Annotated in this window: 15 protein-coding genes; 12 read left to right on the plus strand and 3 right to left on the minus strand. The window is 48.0% G+C overall.

The genetic code is table 11. The features are described from left to right. The first annotated feature begins 34 nt into the window (after nucleotides 1-34). Both LQ247_RS17355 and LQ247_RS17360 read left to right on the plus strand, forming a co-directional pair. The gene (locus LQ247_RS17355) at nucleotides 35-742 is read left to right on the plus strand and encodes an ABC transporter ATP-binding protein (protein ID WP_144499118.1); all 708 of its coding nucleotides are present in this window, start codon (nucleotides 35-37) and stop codon (nucleotides 740-742) included. Then, the gene (locus LQ247_RS17360; RefSeq protein WP_231006342.1) at nucleotides 739-1,899 is read left to right on the plus strand and encodes an ABC transporter permease; all 1,161 of its coding nucleotides are present in this window, start codon (nucleotides 739-741) and stop codon (nucleotides 1,897-1,899) included. The genes LQ247_RS17355 and LQ247_RS17360 overlap by 4 nt, the downstream gene beginning before the upstream one ends. A 20-nt stretch (nucleotides 1,900-1,919) precedes the next feature. Here LQ247_RS17360 and LQ247_RS17365 read toward each other — a convergent pair whose 3' ends face one another. Continuing rightward, the gene (locus LQ247_RS17365; RefSeq protein ID WP_020452630.1) at nucleotides 1,920-3,227 is read right to left on the minus strand and encodes an NCS2 family permease; all 1,308 of its coding nucleotides are present in this window, start codon (nucleotides 3,225-3,227) and stop codon (nucleotides 1,920-1,922) included. A 107-nt stretch (nucleotides 3,228-3,334) separates the two neighbouring features. Here LQ247_RS17365 and pepV point away from each other — a divergent pair, with 107 nt between their 5' ends. Then, the gene (gene pepV / locus LQ247_RS17370) at nucleotides 3,335-4,726 is read left to right on the plus strand and encodes a dipeptidase PepV (RefSeq protein ID WP_231006343.1); all 1,392 of its coding nucleotides are present in this window, start codon (nucleotides 3,335-3,337) and stop codon (nucleotides 4,724-4,726) included. Nucleotides 4,727-4,742: 16 nt separating this feature from the next. Then, on the plus strand, nucleotides 4,743-5,216 hold the full coding sequence (locus tag LQ247_RS17375) for a DUF2691 family protein (RefSeq protein WP_020452628.1): 474 nt from the start codon (nucleotides 4,743-4,745) through the stop codon (nucleotides 5,214-5,216). Between the two features lie 442 nt (nucleotides 5,217-5,658). On the opposite strand, the gene cysK is transcribed toward LQ247_RS17375, so the two are convergent. Continuing rightward, nucleotides 5,659-6,591: a cysteine synthase A gene (cysK, locus tag LQ247_RS17380; RefSeq protein WP_231006344.1), complete on the minus strand. Its 933-nt coding sequence runs from the start codon at nucleotides 6,589-6,591 to the stop codon at nucleotides 5,659-5,661. Between the two features lie 139 nt (nucleotides 6,592-6,730). Between cysK and thpR the strand changes: the two genes are divergently transcribed. The 5 genes from thpR (at nucleotide 6,731) to LQ247_RS17405 (ending at nucleotide 12,385) form a co-directional block, all read left to right on the plus strand. Then, nucleotides 6,731-7,336 carry an RNA 2',3'-cyclic phosphodiesterase gene (gene thpR, locus LQ247_RS17385; RefSeq protein WP_105980042.1) on the plus strand — a complete coding sequence of 202 codons (606 nt, stop codon included), beginning with the start codon at nucleotides 6,731-6,733 and terminating at the stop codon, nucleotides 7,334-7,336. Then, a complete protein-coding gene (locus LQ247_RS17390; protein ID WP_231006345.1) occupies nucleotides 7,320-8,261 on the plus strand; it encodes a hypothetical protein in 942 nt (313 codons plus the stop codon). The genes thpR and LQ247_RS17390 overlap by 17 nt, the downstream gene beginning before the upstream one ends. 52 nt (nucleotides 8,262-8,313) lie before the next feature. Then, complete coding sequence (locus LQ247_RS17395) at nucleotides 8,314-9,234, plus strand: YegS/Rv2252/BmrU family lipid kinase (protein ID WP_231006346.1); 921 nt, start codon at nucleotides 8,314-8,316, stop codon at nucleotides 9,232-9,234. Nucleotides 9,235-9,260: 26 nt separating this feature from the next. Then, on the plus strand, nucleotides 9,261-11,393 hold the full coding sequence (pulA, locus tag LQ247_RS17400; RefSeq protein WP_231006348.1) for a type I pullulanase: 2,133 nt from the start codon (nucleotides 9,261-9,263) through the stop codon (nucleotides 11,391-11,393). Nucleotides 11,394-11,581: 188 nt separating this feature from the next. After that, nucleotides 11,582-12,385 (plus strand): phosphotransferase family protein, encoded by an 804-nt coding sequence (locus LQ247_RS17405; protein WP_020452621.1) that lies wholly within the window; start codon nucleotides 11,582-11,584, stop codon nucleotides 12,383-12,385. Here LQ247_RS17405 and LQ247_RS17410 read toward each other — a convergent pair. Then, nucleotides 12,380-12,658, minus strand: a complete 279-nt coding sequence (locus LQ247_RS17410; protein WP_020452620.1) for a YtzH-like family protein — start codon at nucleotides 12,656-12,658, stop codon at nucleotides 12,380-12,382. The two genes, LQ247_RS17405 and LQ247_RS17410, sit on opposite strands and share 6 nt — an antisense overlap. 180 nt (nucleotides 12,659-12,838) lie before the next feature. On the opposite strand from LQ247_RS17410, the gene trmB reads away from it, so the two are divergent. The 3 genes from trmB to LQ247_RS17425 all read left to right on the plus strand — a co-directional run bounded on the left by trmB (nucleotide 12,839) and on the right by LQ247_RS17425 (nucleotide 16,188). Next, the gene (gene trmB, locus LQ247_RS17415) at nucleotides 12,839-13,480 is read left to right on the plus strand and encodes a tRNA (guanosine(46)-N7)-methyltransferase TrmB (RefSeq protein WP_023855521.1); all 642 of its coding nucleotides are present in this window, start codon (nucleotides 12,839-12,841) and stop codon (nucleotides 13,478-13,480) included. Nucleotides 13,481-13,571: 91 nt separating this feature from the next. Continuing rightward, nucleotides 13,572-14,417 (plus strand): YtnP family quorum-quenching lactonase, encoded by an 846-nt coding sequence (locus LQ247_RS17420; RefSeq protein WP_144499111.1) that lies wholly within the window; start codon nucleotides 13,572-13,574, stop codon nucleotides 14,415-14,417. A gap of 73 nt (nucleotides 14,418-14,490) precedes the next feature. Next, the gene (locus tag LQ247_RS17425; protein WP_231006349.1) at nucleotides 14,491-16,188 is read left to right on the plus strand and encodes an NAD-dependent malic enzyme; all 1,698 of its coding nucleotides are present in this window, start codon (nucleotides 14,491-14,493) and stop codon (nucleotides 16,186-16,188) included. The last annotated feature ends 3 nt before the right edge of the window (nucleotides 16,189-16,191 follow it).

Here is a 16,191-nt window from a genome sequence, read left to right on the forward strand (position 1 = left end):
CTTCATACGTAGTAAAAGAGAGGTGGTAAAGATAATGAAATTAAAAGTGCATATTGAAAAATCCGGTTATGAAGAAAAAAAATCGGCGATCGAAAATATATCGTTTACTGTGGGGGAAGGCGAGCTTGTCGGATTAATCGGACCGAATGGAGCGGGGAAAAGCACGACAATTAAAACGATACTCGGTTTAACAAGGCATATGGCCGGGCAGGTTGAATGGGCTGAAACGTCAAACTATGCATACATACCTGAACAGCCCAGTTTTTACGACGAATTGACTTTATGGGAGCATATCACGGCTTTAGGGACGTTTTTGCAGGAGGACGAGTCCTCGTTTTTGCCGAGGGCGAATCGGCTCATCGAGCGATTCTCGCTGGAGCATGCGCTTCATGATTATCCGGGGAGCTTTTCGAAAGGGATGCAGCAAAAGCTGATGCTGATCCATGCTTTTCTCATGCAGCCTGATCTATATATTATCGATGAACCGTTTATTGGGCTCGATCCGATCGCAAGCCGCCTCTTTTTGGATATGCTGAAAGAAGAGCAGAAGCGGGGAGCGGGTATTTTGCTTTGTACGCATGTGCTGGATACCGCCGAGAAGATCTGTGACCGTTTTTTGCTGATTTCAAATGGCCGTCTGATGCTGGAAGGTACGCTCGAAGAGCTGCAGGAGAAAACCGGCCTTTCGGGTGGCTCGCTGCTTGACTGCTTTTACTTTGCTGTAAAAGGTGCTCCCGCATGAGCGGCCGGGCTCTGTTTATCAGCAGGCTGAAAGCGGACTGTCTTTATCAGCTCCGGATCATCAAACTGGTCATCGATTGGACGGTTGCGCTGTATATTGTACTGCCTGCGGCTGGAATCGGCGTTTATCAATATATCAAATGGCTGAATGGAGGGTCGTTTGATAACGGATGGCAGGCCGGATTGATTGTGCTTGCTCCGGCCGTTTTTACGCTGTTTGGGTCTGTGAGGACATTTTTAATGGAAGCTGATCAGCTTTATTTGTTGCAAAAAAAGACACTCGTGCTGGACATGAAAAGGTGCGGCTATTTATATTGTCTGTTTATCCAGTTTTGCAAATGGCTGTTGGCGGCGGCCGTGTTTACTCCTCTGTTCGTCAGACAATTTGGGATTGAACTGCCCGCTTGTCTCGCCGTATTCTTTTTTTATTTCTGTCTCAATTCCTTGATCACCGTCTTGAAGAGGCGGAACATCGGATGGCAGTACAAGCTGAAACACCGGGTGCTGAACGCCGGACTGATCTTTTTCGTGTGGCTGTCGGCTTGTGCAGTTGTTTTGTTGTTTTCCTGGCCGGTTGTACTCTTGAGCGGCATGGTGCTGTCTGTGGCCGCGCTGAAGACCGCCTGCGGCACTCTCGGCAACATGTATCTATTTTATGAAGAGGTTGAATTTGATAACAGAAGAAAGCTGAGACTCGCAAAATTTTTCCTGTCGCTGAACCTGGATGGAAGCGTGCCGAAGCAGGGGAAACGAGGGGCAAAAAGGCCGCGGCTGTTCTTTAAAAAATCTCGGAACATCTTTAAAGCCCGTACAGTGCAAAATGGCCTTAAGGAAATCTTTTTTAAAGTGATGCTGCGCCATCCGGACTATAAAAGACAGCTTATGCAAATGATCGGCATTTTTACGGCGCTGATCATGGTTGGACCGATCTGGATGAAAGCGGGCGCTCTCCTGGTTTTTGCCTTCGCTTATCGAAGTCTGTTGTCCGTCCATTTTGACAAGGTGATGGAACGCGTTTTTTTGCTGGGGGCAGACAAAGAAAGCGACGCTTTTTATGAAGCCAGGCGGAATTCCATTGACTGGTTTTTCTATCCGGGGTTGATCTGGTGCTGCCTCGTCATCGCGCTCAGCCTGATGCTGAAAACCCCGTCTTTTTAAAAAAGACGGGGTTCAGTCGTTTAATGCCCTTCCAAAAAGAAGAGGTGTATGAAAAAGAGAACGGCAAACACGAAGACAAGCGGATGAATTTCGCGCCATTTGCCTTTCGCGGCTTTGACAATCGGATAAGAAATAAACCCGAGGGAAATGCCTGTCGCAATAGATGATGTCAGCGGCATTGTCAAAATGACGAGAAAGGCCGGGAATGCTTCGTCAAGCTCTTTCCAGCGAATGTTGGTGACAGCGCCGATCATCATGCTTCCTACAATGATCAATGCCGGCGACGTAATCGCCGAGATCCCGGAGACCGCGCTCACAAGCGGGCTGAAAAACAGCGCCGCTCCGAAAAGCACAGCGACTGTTAAAGACGTAAGCCCTGTTCTTCCGCCTGCGGCCACCCCTGCGGATGATTCGATATAAGCGGTCGTCGGGCTTGTCCCGAACATTGCGCCGATCGTCGTCGCTGTCGAATCGGCAAGAAGGGCTTTTCTTGCATTCGGCAGTTTGTTGTTTTTCATGAGTCCGGCTTGTTCGGCGACACCGATCATCGTTCCTGTCGTATCAAAAATCGTGACGAGCAGGAACGAGAAGACAACCGAATAAAGGCCGTAGTGGACGACATCTCCAAAAGCGGCGAAAGGGTTTGTGACGATCAGTTTTTCCGGCAGATGAGGCATTGACAGAATCCCTTTGGTAAACTCAAGCTGGCCGGTAAAAAAGGCGATCAGGCCGGTTAAGATCATACCGAAAAATAGAGCGCCGTTCACATTCATGACCATCAAAACGACGGAGAAAGCCAAGCCGATTAGTGCCAGGATCACTCCGGGCGAGTGCAGATTGCCGAGTCCGACCAAATTGGATTCATTGGCGGTAATGATTCCGGCTCCTCTCAGACCGACAAAAGCGATAAACAAGCCGATTCCGGCGGTAATCCCGTATTTTAGATTAGCCGGAATGGCTTCGATCAGTTGTTTTCTAAGAGGTGTTAGCGATAAGATAATAAAGAGGATGCCGGCCGCGAAAACAGCGCTGAACGCTGTCTGGTAAGAAATTTCGCCGTTGGACGAGCCGACGACTGACACTGCAAAATACGCATTCAGCCCCATCCCGGGTGCAATCGCGATCGGAAAGTTGGCGGAAAGCGCCATCCAAAGCGTTCCGACGACGGCAGCAATGATTGTGGCAGTGAACACTTGATCAAACGGGACGCCTGTACCGGATAGGATACTAGGGTTGACCACGACGATATAAACCATTGTAAAGAAGGTTGTAATACCGGCGAGGATTTCTTTTTTGACTGTAGTTTGGTTTTCTTTTATGTTAAACATCATTTCCTCCAATAACGAACATTATAGCAAAACAATATCTATATTATTCGTTATCGGGTGTTTTTGCAAGGGTTTTTGGCTAAACTGAAAAAAGAAGGGGCGAAATTATGAACTGGGAACAGGAAGTGTCAAAAAGACGGAATGAGATCGTAGAGGATATTCAAGGTTTTTTAAAAATCAACAGCGTCCTTGATGAAGAGACGGCGGGTCCGGGTCGGCCGTTTGGAAAAGGAATTCTAGAATGCCTGACAGCGCTTTTGAATAAAGGGGAAGAAAGCGGATTTACGGTCAAAAATCTTGACGGGTATGCAGGCCATATCGAATGGGGGAAAGGCGAGGAGATCATCGGCGTGCTTTGCCATATTGATGTCGTTCCGCCTGGAGATGGCTGGACGAGCGATCCGTTTGCTGCAGAAATTAGAGACGGCCGCATCTATGCAAGGGGAGCGCTTGATGATAAAGGGCCGACAATGGCCGCGTATCATGCATTAAAAATTGTCAAAGACTCCGGCCTCCCATTATCAAAGCGGATCAGAATGATTATCGGCACTGATGAAGAAAGCGACTGGCGCTGTGTGGAGCATTATTTTAAACACGAAGAGATGCCTTCGGCCGGTTTTGCGCCTGATGCTGATTTTCCGATTATCTATGCGGAAAAAGGCCTGATTGACGCGGCTTTAAAAATTGAAACTGATCAAGCGGAAACAGGTGCGGACTTAACATTGGAGACTTTCCGGTCCGGCCGGCGTCTGAACATGGTGCCTGATGACGCCGAAGCCGTCCTGGAGGGGTCTGCCCCATCAGGTTTTGAAGAGTCATTTGTCCGGTTTGTAAAAGAAAAGCGCGCAGAAGGGCGTATTCTTCAAGAAGACGGCAGACTGACATTAACCGTGTACGGCAAATCAGCTCACGCCATGGAGCCTAATAACGGTGTCAATGCCGGCCTCATTTTGTCCGAGTTTTTACATACCCAATCCCTTGACAGAGCCGGGCTCCAGTTTGTTCAAACGGTTAGCGGGGCTTTTGCCGGAGATACGAGAGGGGAAAAAATCGGCATCGGCTGCCGCGATGACATCAGCGGAGAGCTGACGTTGAATGTCGGCCGGCTGCAGTATGAACAGGAAAAAGGCGGAGAAGCCCATATTAACATCCGCTATCCTGTGACTGAAGAGAGCGATCGGGTGAAATCCGGGCTTTCGCAAATAAAGGGCGCCCGGCTGGTGAGCTTTAAAGACAGCAAGCCCCATCATGTAGCAAAAGACCATAAGCTGATCCAAACGCTGCAGCGGGTCTATGAGGAGCAGACAGGGGAAACGGCACAATTAATTTCGATCGGAGGGGCGACATATGCACGGTCACTGGAAGCCGGCGTGGCATTTGGACCGCTGTTTCCAGGCCGTCCCGACGTTGCCCATCAGAAAGACGAGTATATGGAAATTGATGATCTGCTGAAGGCTGTATCGATATATGCACAGGCCATTTATGAATTGGCGAAGTAGCAAAGAGAGTGATGACATGAGTCATAAGCGAGGCGTTTTATTTGAAATCCCGAACGGGTACGGGCGCTTTCTTCTCGATATGCTGAAGCCGGTTGAACCGGCCGATTTCAATTGGCTGCTTGCCGATGGCGAATGCTATCTCGTGGAAAACGGTGAATTGTCAGATGAAAATCTTTTTCCTCAAGATCCGCAGGTGATGACAGGAGAAGCATTTAAAAAAAGGCTGGAAGACGCAAGGTACTATCTCATCTTCGCCGATCTGAAGGCTTTTCCGAAGGATGGCCATCCTGAAGATGTCAGCACATATGAATCATATATGAAAAGCAGCTGCGAGCTGATTGTGCTTACAGCCGATTCGAGTTTTGTCACGATATACTGCAAAGATCAAAAAAAACTGGAGCTTCTATATCAAAATGCAAAGGACTGCGGTTTCAAGCGGATTGAATATATAACGGATCACAACGATGCCAGGACAGGAATGCATGTGTAGCATAACGAAGACGGCCGCTCTCTAGAGCGGCTTTTTTGCTGTTAAACATTGCTGTTTTCAGGAGAGGGGCTTTTTGAAGCAGGAAAAGGAATTGCTGCATGTGAGGAAACGGTTTTATTCATTTTATTTTTTGTTCTTTTTCGGTTACGGGCGTTTTATCCGCTTCTTTCCGTGTCGGCAGACCCTCGCATTCGTTGTCAGGCCTGCTAAGTCGGTGCTCACGAACAAAAGAGAAACGGCGGCTAACGGAGCAGGCGTCGTCCTACCTGAACACTGCCGTCATCACAATCCTGTGAAAACCAGCTCCAATGCTCGGCCTTCCTAGACTACAAGGGTTGCGGTTCACGCTAAAAAGATGAAAAAATCCCAAAACGTCTCTTAGCTTTGGGATTTTTTCAACAATCTGAGCCTGATTTCACAACAGAAACCAGGCTTTTCTCTCTTAATCAAATTGAAATAAATCGCTTGATAAATAGCGTTCTCCTGTATCGGCTGTCATACAGACGACCACTTTGTCGGGAGGGAGCTTCTTAGCTGTTTCAACAGCGGCGAAGCAAGCGGCCCCAGAAGAAGAGCCGACAAGGATTCCTTCTTCCCGCGCCAATCTGCGCGTCATCTCATAGGCTTCTTCGTCCTTGATCTTTAAGATTTCGTCATAGACGTTTTCGTTTAAAATGTTTGGAATAAATCCCGGACTTGTCCCGACAAGCTTGTGCTTTCCCGGTTTGCCCCCGGATAAAACAGGCGACCCTGCAGGTTCTGCCACATGAACGGTTATCCCCGGAAATAACGCTTTCAGCTTTTCGCCTGTTCCGGTAATCGTTCCCCCTGTTCCTGCTGTTGCAACAAATGCGGCAAGCGGTTTGCCGATTTCTTCTATTGCCCGGGCAATTTCCAGAGCGGTTGATCTCCGGTGAGCCTCCGGATTGGCTTCATTATCAAACTGCATCGGAATAAAGCTGCCCGGAATTTCCCGAGCAAGCTCCTGCGCTTTTTTGATGCTGCCCGGCATCCTTTCATCCCCCGGCGTCAGGACGACCTCAGCTCCGTACGCTTTCAGAAGGTTGATCCGCTCTTTTGTCATCGTATCAGGCATAACAAGAATGGCTTTGTAGCCTCTTGCCGCAGCGTTCATCGCAAGGCCGATGCCGGTGTTTCCGCTCGTCGGTTCGATGATGGTTGAACCTGGTTTCAGCAGGCCTTTTTCTTCGGCATCCACAATCATTTGGTAGGCCGCGCGGTCTTTCACGCTTCCGCTCGGATTAAAAGATTCAAGCTTGATATAAACTTGGGCTGCGTTTTCGGGCTGAACGCGGTTCAACTTGACAAGGGGCGTTTCCCCGATTAATTCTGCAATATTGTGAACGGCTTTCACGGCTGTGCACCCTTTCCAAAAAACATGATTCTGTCATTATCCTATCATAAGGCCTCGGAAAGTGGAAAATAGAGAGGTTATAAGTCCTTATATTTTTTGTTAAAATATAGAGAAGACGAATGAGGAGGAAGCCATACATATGTCAGTCAAACCGCATTACTTTATTGGAATTCCAATTCCGGCGGAGCTTAGTGAGCCGCTTTATCGAACAGTCAGCAGCCGTCCGGAATTTTCTTTTCATAGATGGGTGCATCCTTTGGACTACCACATCACCCTCGTGTTCCTCGGCTCCGCTGAAGAAGAGCAGCTGGCTATGCTTGCTGACAGCCTCAAGCTGATCTCCACTGAGACGGCTCCGTTTCAGATTGCCTTGAAACGTTTCGGAACCTTCGGCAAGCCGTCGGAGCCGAGAATTCTTCATGTGAAACCGGAATACTCAGACGCTCTCTTTCACGTGAGGGAACGGGTGAAGCATGCTGCAGATGCGGCGGGATTTGAAATTGAAAAACGGCCTTTTCATCCACATATGACGGTCGCCAGAAAGTGGAATGGATCGGCCTCTTTTAACGGCCGCCTGGAGCCTCTTGAAGACGCGATGTCTTTTACGGCCGGGCATTTCACCATCTTTCAAACTCATTTAGACAGGCTTCCCAAATATGAGCATCAAGCCGTTTTCCATTTTGGTGAACGGCCGGCTGCAGAAAAGCAGGATTCGGAGATGAACGCAGATGGCACAGATTATTAAAATACAGGACTGCATTTCAAGGTATGAACAGGATCCTTATCATTATATCAACCAGTTTATCCGCTTGAAAAAGCAGCGCTGGCAGTCAATTAAAGAGATGGCTGAGAAAAAGAAAGACAGCCTTCATTACGATAAAGAAGCCGCCGATGATGAAACGGTCGGAAAAAGAAAGAAGACATTTACATTAAAGAGAAAAAAAGAAGCATCCGATATTAATAAAGGAAAAGAAGCCGATGAATGGTTTAACGGACTGGACGGAGAAATGGATGAAAGCTTGATTGCAAGAATTCCTGCGGCAGGGGAGGAACTCGTGTCGTTTTTCAAAGAATACGTGTACGAGTTTCAGCTGAAATGGGCAAGCTCGACAATCTCTGACATATCCAGGCTTTCCCGGGAAATAAAAAGCGATAAAATCCTGCACATTTTGGCACAGCAGCTGCCGGATTCATATTTCATCATGTATCGGCCGGTGCTGCAGGTGAATCAGGCTGCGGTAGAGCTCAGCGTCTTGATTCTCACACCTCTTGAGATCTACTGTATATCATTTCTCGAAGGTGAGAAGGACAGCGCATTTATCGGTTCCAAAGATCGTTTTTGGAAAGAAAAAACGGTAAGGGGAAGGGAACGGTCACTGTTAAATCCGGCTGTTGAGCTTCTCAGGACAGGCACGGTTCTTTCCGGCTTGTTAAAGGGATCGGGGATTGAACTGCCTGTGCGCAAAGTCGTTGTCAGCCGGACATCGTATATCGATTATCCGGAACCTCCTTACGGAATCGGCATTTGCGACAAAAGACACTGGAAAGAGTGGCTGGAGAAGCAGCAAAAGAACTTCGCCCCGATTAAAAGCCAGCAGCTGAAAACGGCGAAAATTCTGTTGTCGCACGGCGTCTCCGACTCGATGCGGAGACAGGAATGGCTGAGCTGACCGCCAGAACGTTATCCCGGCTTTTTCATACTATAAAATGGAGAATGGAATCATGAGCGATTGGTATATCATCATAAATCCAAAGGCGGGAAATGCGACGGCCTTCAGAGTATGGAAATCATTGCAGAAAGACCTTCAAAAGGCAAATATATCGTACCGCTCATTTATGACCCAGCATCCCGGGCATGCTGAAGTGTTGGCAAGGCAAATATCAACGATGCAGGATGACAGACTGAAGCGTCTGCTGGTGATCGGCGGGGACGGAACCGTCCATGAAGTGCTCAACGGCTTAGTCAGCTTGCGGGACATTCAGCTGAGCGTCATCCCGTCGGGCTTAAATAATGATTTTAAACGCGGCTTTGCCGTGAAAAAATCGAATGTCATTAAAGAAATGAAGCGAAAAGGGCAATCGCTGACCCGGACCTATGCCCTCGGAAGCTTTCATACGAAAGACAGTGAAAACGAACTTTATTTTACCAATCATCTCAGCCTGGGATTTGATGCCTGCGCCGTCAAAAAGATGACTGCTTTGCCGAAATGGACGGCTGCTCTCAGGCTGAATCATTTGATTCAGCCGCTGATTTTCTTTGTTACGGCGTTTTCGTTTAAACCGTTTGTTCTTTCGTATGAGAATGGGGATGACAAGCGTACGTTTAAAAAAATCTGGTTTGCGTCGGTTTCAAATCACCCCTACTATGGCGGAGACATGAAGATTGCACCGAACGCAAATCCTCGGGATGAGTTTTTAGACGTGATCATTATTGAAGACCGCTCCGTATTGAAAAAAGCCGGCCTCTTGTTTGCAATGATATTCGGCAAACACATCGGTAAAAACGGTGTTACGGCGTTTAAGACGAAAGAAATTTATTTTCATACGAATGAGCGGGTGCTCTTTCAAGCGGATGGAGAGGTGATCGGCTGGGCGCCCGTTTTCATCAAAACAGGGACCGAATCTCTTCGGTTAAGAGCATAAATCTTTCGAATGAAGGAGAGACTGAGATGCCGGGTATCAGCCGCCCCTTTGAAGCTTATCTCGATGAAATGAGAACGATCACTGTTTTAGTTCCGAAGAGCCGCGCGTCAAGCTGCAGCCCCCCTTTTCTGCTTGAAGATGATCAAGGAGGGAAGATAGAGCTTTCGGTAAAAGCGACGGAGGAGCTTGAGGAGAAATTCAAGTATGTTCTCGAAAGCAGCCGCCCCGTTCCATTCGGAAGAGTTCATAAAGTATGCTGTGAAGAAAGCGTCTGGACAGACCTGCAAATCGGTTCTGTTACGCGAAGTGCGGCGTTTGACAAGGCTTTTTTTTATGACGGCCGTCTCGGTGCTTTTTATTCAAAAGAGCGTACTTTATTTAAGGTATGGGCGCCGACCGCGAGTACGGCAGCGATCAAGCTGGAGAGCCCTGATTCGCTTCAAACAAATACTTTTCAAATGATGCGCAGAGAAAAGGGTGTTTTTGAGGTAACGATCGAAGGCGATCTGAACGGCTGGTCCTATTTATATAAGCTTTATGTAAACGGGACGCCGTTATTGACAGTCGATCCTTATGCGAAAGCTGTTACGGTAAACGGGGAAAAGGGCGTTGTAATAGATCCTGAGGAAGTCAAAGTGGAAAAATACCGTGCGCCAAGCCTTCACAGTCCGTGTGATGCGGTTATATATGAGGTTCACATCCGCGATTTTTCGATTCATGAAGACAGCGGTATGCGCCATAAAGGCAAATATCTTGCTTTTACAGAGGACGGAACTGAAACGTCCGGCGGCTTCTCAACGGGAATTGCCTATTTGAAAGAGCTCGGTGTTACCCATATCGAGGTTCTGCCCTTTCACGATTTTGCCGGAGTTGACGAGCTGTCTCCGGACCAATCCTATAATTGGGGCTATAACCCCCTTCATTTTAATGCGCCTGAAGGAAGCTATTCGCTCGATCCGCAGAACCCCAAAAGCAGAATCACCGAGCTGAAAACGATGATTCAGACGCTGCACAAACACGGCTTCTCCGTGATCATGGATGCCGTATATAATCATGTGTACAAGAGGGAAACATCCCCTTTTGAAAAAACGGTTCCCGGGTATTTTTTCAGACATAATGAATACGGTTTTCCAGCCGACGGAACAGGCGTCGGAAATGACATTGCATCTGAGCGGCTGATGGTGCGAAAATATATTCTCGATTCTGTCCGCTATTGGCTTGAAGAATATGATGTCGATGGAATTCGTTTTGATTTAATGGGCATTCTTGATATTGAAACCGTCCGCCAAATCAGTAAGCTTGCCGAGAATGTGAAGCCGGGCGCGCTCCTGTTCGGAGAAGGCTGGGATTTAAATACCCCGCTTGAAAGCGGGCAAAAAGCAACATTGCAAAATGCCGGGAAAGTTCCGGCGGTCGGCTTTTTTAATGATCGGTTCAGAAACGCAGTCAAAGGGAGTACATTTGAGCTCGGTGACCGCGGATATGCTTTAGGGGACACTGGAAAAAAAGCTGAGCTTCAACATGGAATTGCCGGCTCACCGGGATTCTTGCTGCCGCCACAGTCAATCAATTATGCGGAGTGCCATGACAATCATACGTTTTGGGATAAGATGGCCTTCTGTTCGGAAGAAGATGCCTGCACAAAACGGCTCAGACAAAGGCTCGCGCTGTCGATCGTCCTGCTTTCGCAAGGCGTTCCATTTCTTCATGCCGGGCAGGAATTTTGCCGAACAAAGAATGGGGACAGCAACAGCTACAGGTCGGGAGATGGCATCAACAGGCTCGATTGGGAAAAGCGGGCGGAGCTTTGCGAGGACGTCGAATATGTGCGCCAGCTGATCAGGCTGCGGAGAAGCCATCCCGCTTTTCGTCTGCAAAAAGAGGAGGACGTCAAGGAACATCTTTCTTTTATGAGCGGTACAGGAGAAGTGACGGCCTACAAGCTGAAGAACATTGCAGCATTTGATCCCTGGAACGAAATCATAGTGGTGCATTGTCCGTCTGCAAAAAAGGAAACGCTTGAGCTGCCTCCCCAGAAACAGTACTTGCTGCACTGCGATCCTTTTACGTTCTTCAATGGGAAGGTTCAAGCGGAAAAAAGGCTTCGGCTGAACGGCATCGGAACCTATGTTCTATACGAACCAAAAGGGATTTTTTAGTTTTGCTTGACGAAGTTTGGCGTCTAGCGCTAAAATTTAAAAGACGGCTATTGTTTAGCACAAATGACTCTCAATAGCCGTCTTTTTATTTGAATATAAAGAGACGACAATACAAGCGGTTTGCTGCCCGCTCTAGGGAGCAGATGCTTTTTAAAATCTTTTAATGAAATGATGGGTTGAAAATCGATATGAACTGGTTGGGACAATTACTAGGTAGCGAATGGGAGATTTCCCCCGCAGGAGGAGCTACAGGAGACGCATATTATGCAGAACATAATGGACAGCAGCTTTTTTTAAAGCGCAACAGCTCTCCTTTTTTGGCTGTCCTGTCCGCGGAAGGAATTGTTCCTAAGCTCGTTTGGACAAAACGAATGGAAAACGGGGATGTGATTACAGCACAGCACTGGCTCAAGGGAAGAGAACTGAAGCCGAAGGATATGAACAGCCAGGCGGTGGCTGAGATGCTTCGGAAAATTCACAGCTCCAAAGAGCTTTTAGACATGCTGAAGAGACTCGGCAAGCAGCCTTTTCAGCCAAGCTCTGTAATCACTCAATTGAAGCAGTTTATCCAGGCCCGGCAATATCCGATACCGCAGCTTGACCAAGCCCTTTTGTATCTGGAGCACCATCTCGATGATGTACAGTCCGGAGAAAAGGTCGTCTGTCACTGCGATGTGAATCATAACAATTGGCTTCTTACAGATCAGAACCAGCTTTATTTAATCGATTGGGATGGAGCGATGATTGCAGACCCCGCGATCGATCTGGGGCCGCTTCTTTATCATTACGTTGAAGAGCGGGAATGGGGAAGCTGGCTCGAACGCTACGGCTCTTCGTTAACGGACAATCTCAGGCTGAGAATGGCCTGGTACGTATTGGCGGAAAAAGCAATGACAACACTCTGGCAAGAAGCGAAAGGCAATCAGGAAGGCTTTCACCAAGGGCTGGAACAGCTTCACGCATTAATGAAGCGTCTCGCCGGAGCTTCATGAAAATGAGCCGATATCTTCCACCCATTGTGTGAGATGATCCTGGTGTTCCTGAATGTGGCTATTGATTGAAGCGGACGATTTTCCCCTCTGGCTGTACAAATAAATGTCTTCGAGAACGCCTTTCAGGCCGGCGTCAAGATTCGTATTTGCCATTAAAGACTTGATAATCCGCTCCATCTGTTCGCACTCAGCGACGGTTCCGGTGCAGTCTGCCTGATGGTCTGAGAGAATATCTTTTAATAGATGAATCTGATTTTGCTGATTTAAGCCCATAATATTGGCACTTCCCTTCATTCTCGGAGTATATGGATTAAAATGTTCAGAAAGCTGTAATTTATACGCGAAAGACCCGGAGGCCGATCTTCGGTCTTTTTTGCTTTGGAAGAGGCCTTGCGGGATTCCGGGATTTCATGGTATGTTGTAAGACGATATAACAAATAGAGGTGTAAGTACATGCGAATGCGTCACAAGCCTTGGGCGGATGACTACCTGGCTGAAAACTCTCATATTGTGATCAGCGAGCCGTCTCAATGTAAAGGGAAATGGCATTCCATTTTTGGAAATGACAACCCGATCCACATCGAAGTAGGAACCGGAAAAGGGCAATTTATTTCAGGAATGGCCCTGCAAAATCCGGATGTAAACTATATCGGAATCGAATTATTTAAAAGCGTCATCGTAACCGCTGTTGATAAAGTAAAGCAGACAGAGGCGCCGAATGTAAAGCTTTTGAACATTAATGCCAATATGCTTTCAGACGTTTTTGCAGATGGGGAGGTCGACCGGGTCTATTTGAATTTTTCCGACCCGTGGCCGAAAAAACGCCATGCAAAGCGCCGTCTGACCAATCAAGCGTTCTTGAAAAAGTATGAGCAGGTGCTCGGAGGCAAGGGAGCGATTCATTTCAAAACCGATAACCGAGGGTTATTTGAGTACTCCCTTACCAGTTTTTCCGAATACGGACTCGTTTTGACGTTCGTTAGCCTTGATCTGCATCAAAGCGATTTTCAAGGAAACGTGATGACCGAATACGAAGAAAAGTTCGCCGCTAAAGGCCAGCCGATCTACAGAGTAGAAGCTGAATGGCGAACATAAAAAACAGACTGCTTCCGGCGGTCTGTTTTTTTGCTTTCAAATGAAGCTTCGGGTTGCGTTTTTTGCTACGATAGGAGAAGGAGGGATGATCATGGAAACTTTAACAATCGGACGAATCAAGCTGACATGGCTGAACGGAGGCGTTACACATATGGACGGAGGCGCCATGTTCGGCGTTGTGCCCAAGCCGCTTTGGTCTAAAAAGTATGAGGCCAATGAGAAAAATCAGATCGAACTGAGAACAGACCCTATACTTGTTCAGAAAGACGGCACAAATTTGCTGATCGATTCCGGTATCGGACGCGGCAAACTGACGGATAAGCAGAAACGAAATTACGGGGTCACCGAAGAATCGTCAATTGCTGACTCGTTAAAAGCACTCGGGCTCTCAACGGAAGATATCAACGCCGTTCTGATGACACATCTCCATTTTGACCATGCATGCGGATTGACGCGCTATGAGGGAGAAAGCCTTGTTTCCGTGTTTCCGAATGCAGCGATTTACACGTCTGCGATCGAATGGGAAGAGATGAGAAATCCGAATATCCGCTCCAAAAATACATATTGGAAAGAAAACTGGGAAGCAGTTCAGCATCAAGTGAGGACCTTCGATGAGAAGCTTGAAGTTTTGCCGGGAATTACGATGCATCATACAGGCGGCCACAGCGACGGTCATTCCGTGATCGTTTTTGAGGATGCCGGCGAAACGGCCCTTCATATGGCTGATATTATGCCGACGCATGCCCATCAGAATCCTCTCTGGGTGCTGGCGTACGACGATTATCCGATGACATCGATTGCGGCGAAGCAAGCATGGCAGGCGAAAGCCGCCGAGAAAAACGCCTGGTACATTTTTTACCATGACGCCATTTATAGGGCATTAAAATGGGATGAAAACGGCGAGATTGCAGAGTCAGTAAAGAGAGAAAGGCGCTAAGCTATTTTGGTGAATGGTTTGCTTTGTAGTTATCCATCCTAAGGATAACTAACTTTTGAAAGGAAGACGACGGGTGAGCCACAATAATCTGAATGAACAAGTGATCGAGACGCAATTAAGAGGATTTGAAGTCCTTGCAACGCCCCTGCTGAACAAAGGGGTTGCCTTCCCTCCGGAGGAAAGGGAAGCTCTCGGCTTGACAGGATTGCTTCCTCCCAAAGTGCTGACGCTTGAAGAACAGGCAAAACGGGCGTATAAACAGTTCCAATCACAACCTGATGACTTGAGCAAAAACGTCTATTTAACGGCGCTTCATGACCGAAATGAAGTGCTGTTCTACAGGCTTCTGAACGACCATATGACAGAAATGCTGCCGATTGTTTATACCCCGACTGTCGGAACGGCAATCCAGCAATACAGCCATGAATACAGAAAGCCGCGGGGGCTGTTTTTGTCGGTTAATGACCCTGAAGGCATGAAAACGGCATTTGAAAATCTGGCCGCTAAAAAAAGCCGGATCGATTTGATTGTGGCCACTGATGCTGAAGGGATTCTCGGAATCGGGGATTGGGGAGTCGGAGGCATCGCCATTTCGATCGGAAAGCTTGCCGTTTATACTGCGGCTGCGGGCATCGATCCTAACAAGGTCCTTCCCGTTGTCATTGATGCGGGGACGAACCAGGAAAGGCTTCTCAATGATCCGCTTTATGTCGGGAATCAGCATTCAAGAATCAGAGGCGAGCGTTATGAATCGTTTATTGATCAATACGTTCAAATCGCAACCGAGACGTTTCCGGGCGTTTTGCTGCATTGGGAAGATTTCGGAACGCAAAATGCACGTCAGATTTTAAAAAAATACAAAGACAAAATTTGCACCTTTAACGACGACATTCAAGGCACAGGAGCAGTCACCCTTGCAGCGGTGCTTGCGGCCGTCAAAATATCGAAAATGCCCCTAAAAGATCATAAAGTGGTCATATTCGGAGCGGGGACGGCCGGGATCGGCAACGCAGAGCAAATTCGCGCCGCTCTTGTTCAAGAGGGGGTGTCGGAAGAGGAATCATACCGCCGTTTTTGGTGTGTTGACCGGAACGGTTTGCTGACAGATGATATGAACGACTTGCAGGACATTCAAAAGCCGTATGCACGGCCTGCCGACGAGGTCAAAGACTTTAGCCGGAACGGCCCGGGGGATACAATCGATCTGCTTGAGGTGGTAAAACAAGTGCAGCCTACCATTTTGATTGGAACCTCTACTGTATCGGGCGCATTTACAGAAGAAATCGTAAAAGAAATGGCAAAGCATGTGAAACGGCCGGCTATATTTCCGATGTCCAATCCGACGCCGTTATCTGAAGCAAGACCAGAAGATTTGATCAAATGGACGGAAGGGCGGGCGCTCGTCACCACAGGAAGCCCGTTTGCGCCTGTCGATTACAACGGCACCCGTTATGCGATCGGCCAGGCGAACAATGCCTTTGTATTCCCCGGTCTCGGTCTCGGAACGCTCGTATCAAAAGCAAGGCTGATTACGGACAACATGTTTTACGCTAGCGCAGCTGCGATCGCGGGTATGGTTGACACCGGACGGCCCGGCGCAGCGCTCCTTCCGGAGGTTGAGGATTTGCGCACGGTTTCCGCAACAGTGGCAACGGCTGTCATTAAAGCAGCCATAAAAGACGGAGTTGCAGAAAATGAGCCGGGCGATGTGATTCAAGCTGTACAGGATGCGATGTGGCATCCGGTCTACCGGCCGATTCGCGCCATATAAAAA

This window comes from Bacillus sp. BS3(2021), from assembly GCF_021043345.1.
Lineage (GTDB): Bacteria > Bacillota > Bacilli > Bacillales > Bacillaceae > Bacillus > Bacillus paralicheniformis.

Coding starts and splice junctions, on each gene's coding strand:
- LQ247_RS17355 (WP_144499118.1), top strand. CDS start 35: ATGAAATTAAAAGTGCATATTGAAAAATCCGGTTATGAAGAAAAAAAA.
- LQ247_RS17360 (WP_231006342.1), top strand. CDS start 739: ATGAGCGGCCGGGCTCTGTTTATCAGCAGGCTGAAAGCGGACTGTCTT.
- LQ247_RS17365 (WP_020452630.1), bottom strand. CDS start 3,227: ATGTTTAACATAAAAGAAAACCAAACTACAGTCAAAAAAGAAATCCTC.
- pepV (WP_231006343.1), top strand. CDS start 3,335: ATGAACTGGGAACAGGAAGTGTCAAAAAGACGGAATGAGATCGTAGAG.
- LQ247_RS17375 (WP_020452628.1), top strand. CDS start 4,743: ATGAGTCATAAGCGAGGCGTTTTATTTGAAATCCCGAACGGGTACGGG.
- thpR (WP_105980042.1), top strand. CDS start 6,731: ATGTCAGTCAAACCGCATTACTTTATTGGAATTCCAATTCCGGCGGAG.
- LQ247_RS17390 (WP_231006345.1), top strand. CDS start 7,320: ATGGCACAGATTATTAAAATACAGGACTGCATTTCAAGGTATGAACAG.
- LQ247_RS17395 (WP_231006346.1), top strand. CDS start 8,314: ATGAGCGATTGGTATATCATCATAAATCCAAAGGCGGGAAATGCGACG.
- pulA (WP_231006348.1), top strand. CDS start 9,261: ATGCCGGGTATCAGCCGCCCCTTTGAAGCTTATCTCGATGAAATGAGA.
- LQ247_RS17405 (WP_020452621.1), top strand. CDS start 11,582: ATGAACTGGTTGGGACAATTACTAGGTAGCGAATGGGAGATTTCCCCC.
- LQ247_RS17410 (WP_020452620.1), bottom strand. CDS start 12,658: ATGGGCTTAAATCAGCAAAATCAGATTCATCTATTAAAAGATATTCTC.
- trmB (WP_023855521.1), top strand. CDS start 12,839: ATGCGAATGCGTCACAAGCCTTGGGCGGATGACTACCTGGCTGAAAAC.
- LQ247_RS17420 (WP_144499111.1), top strand. CDS start 13,572: ATGGAAACTTTAACAATCGGACGAATCAAGCTGACATGGCTGAACGGA.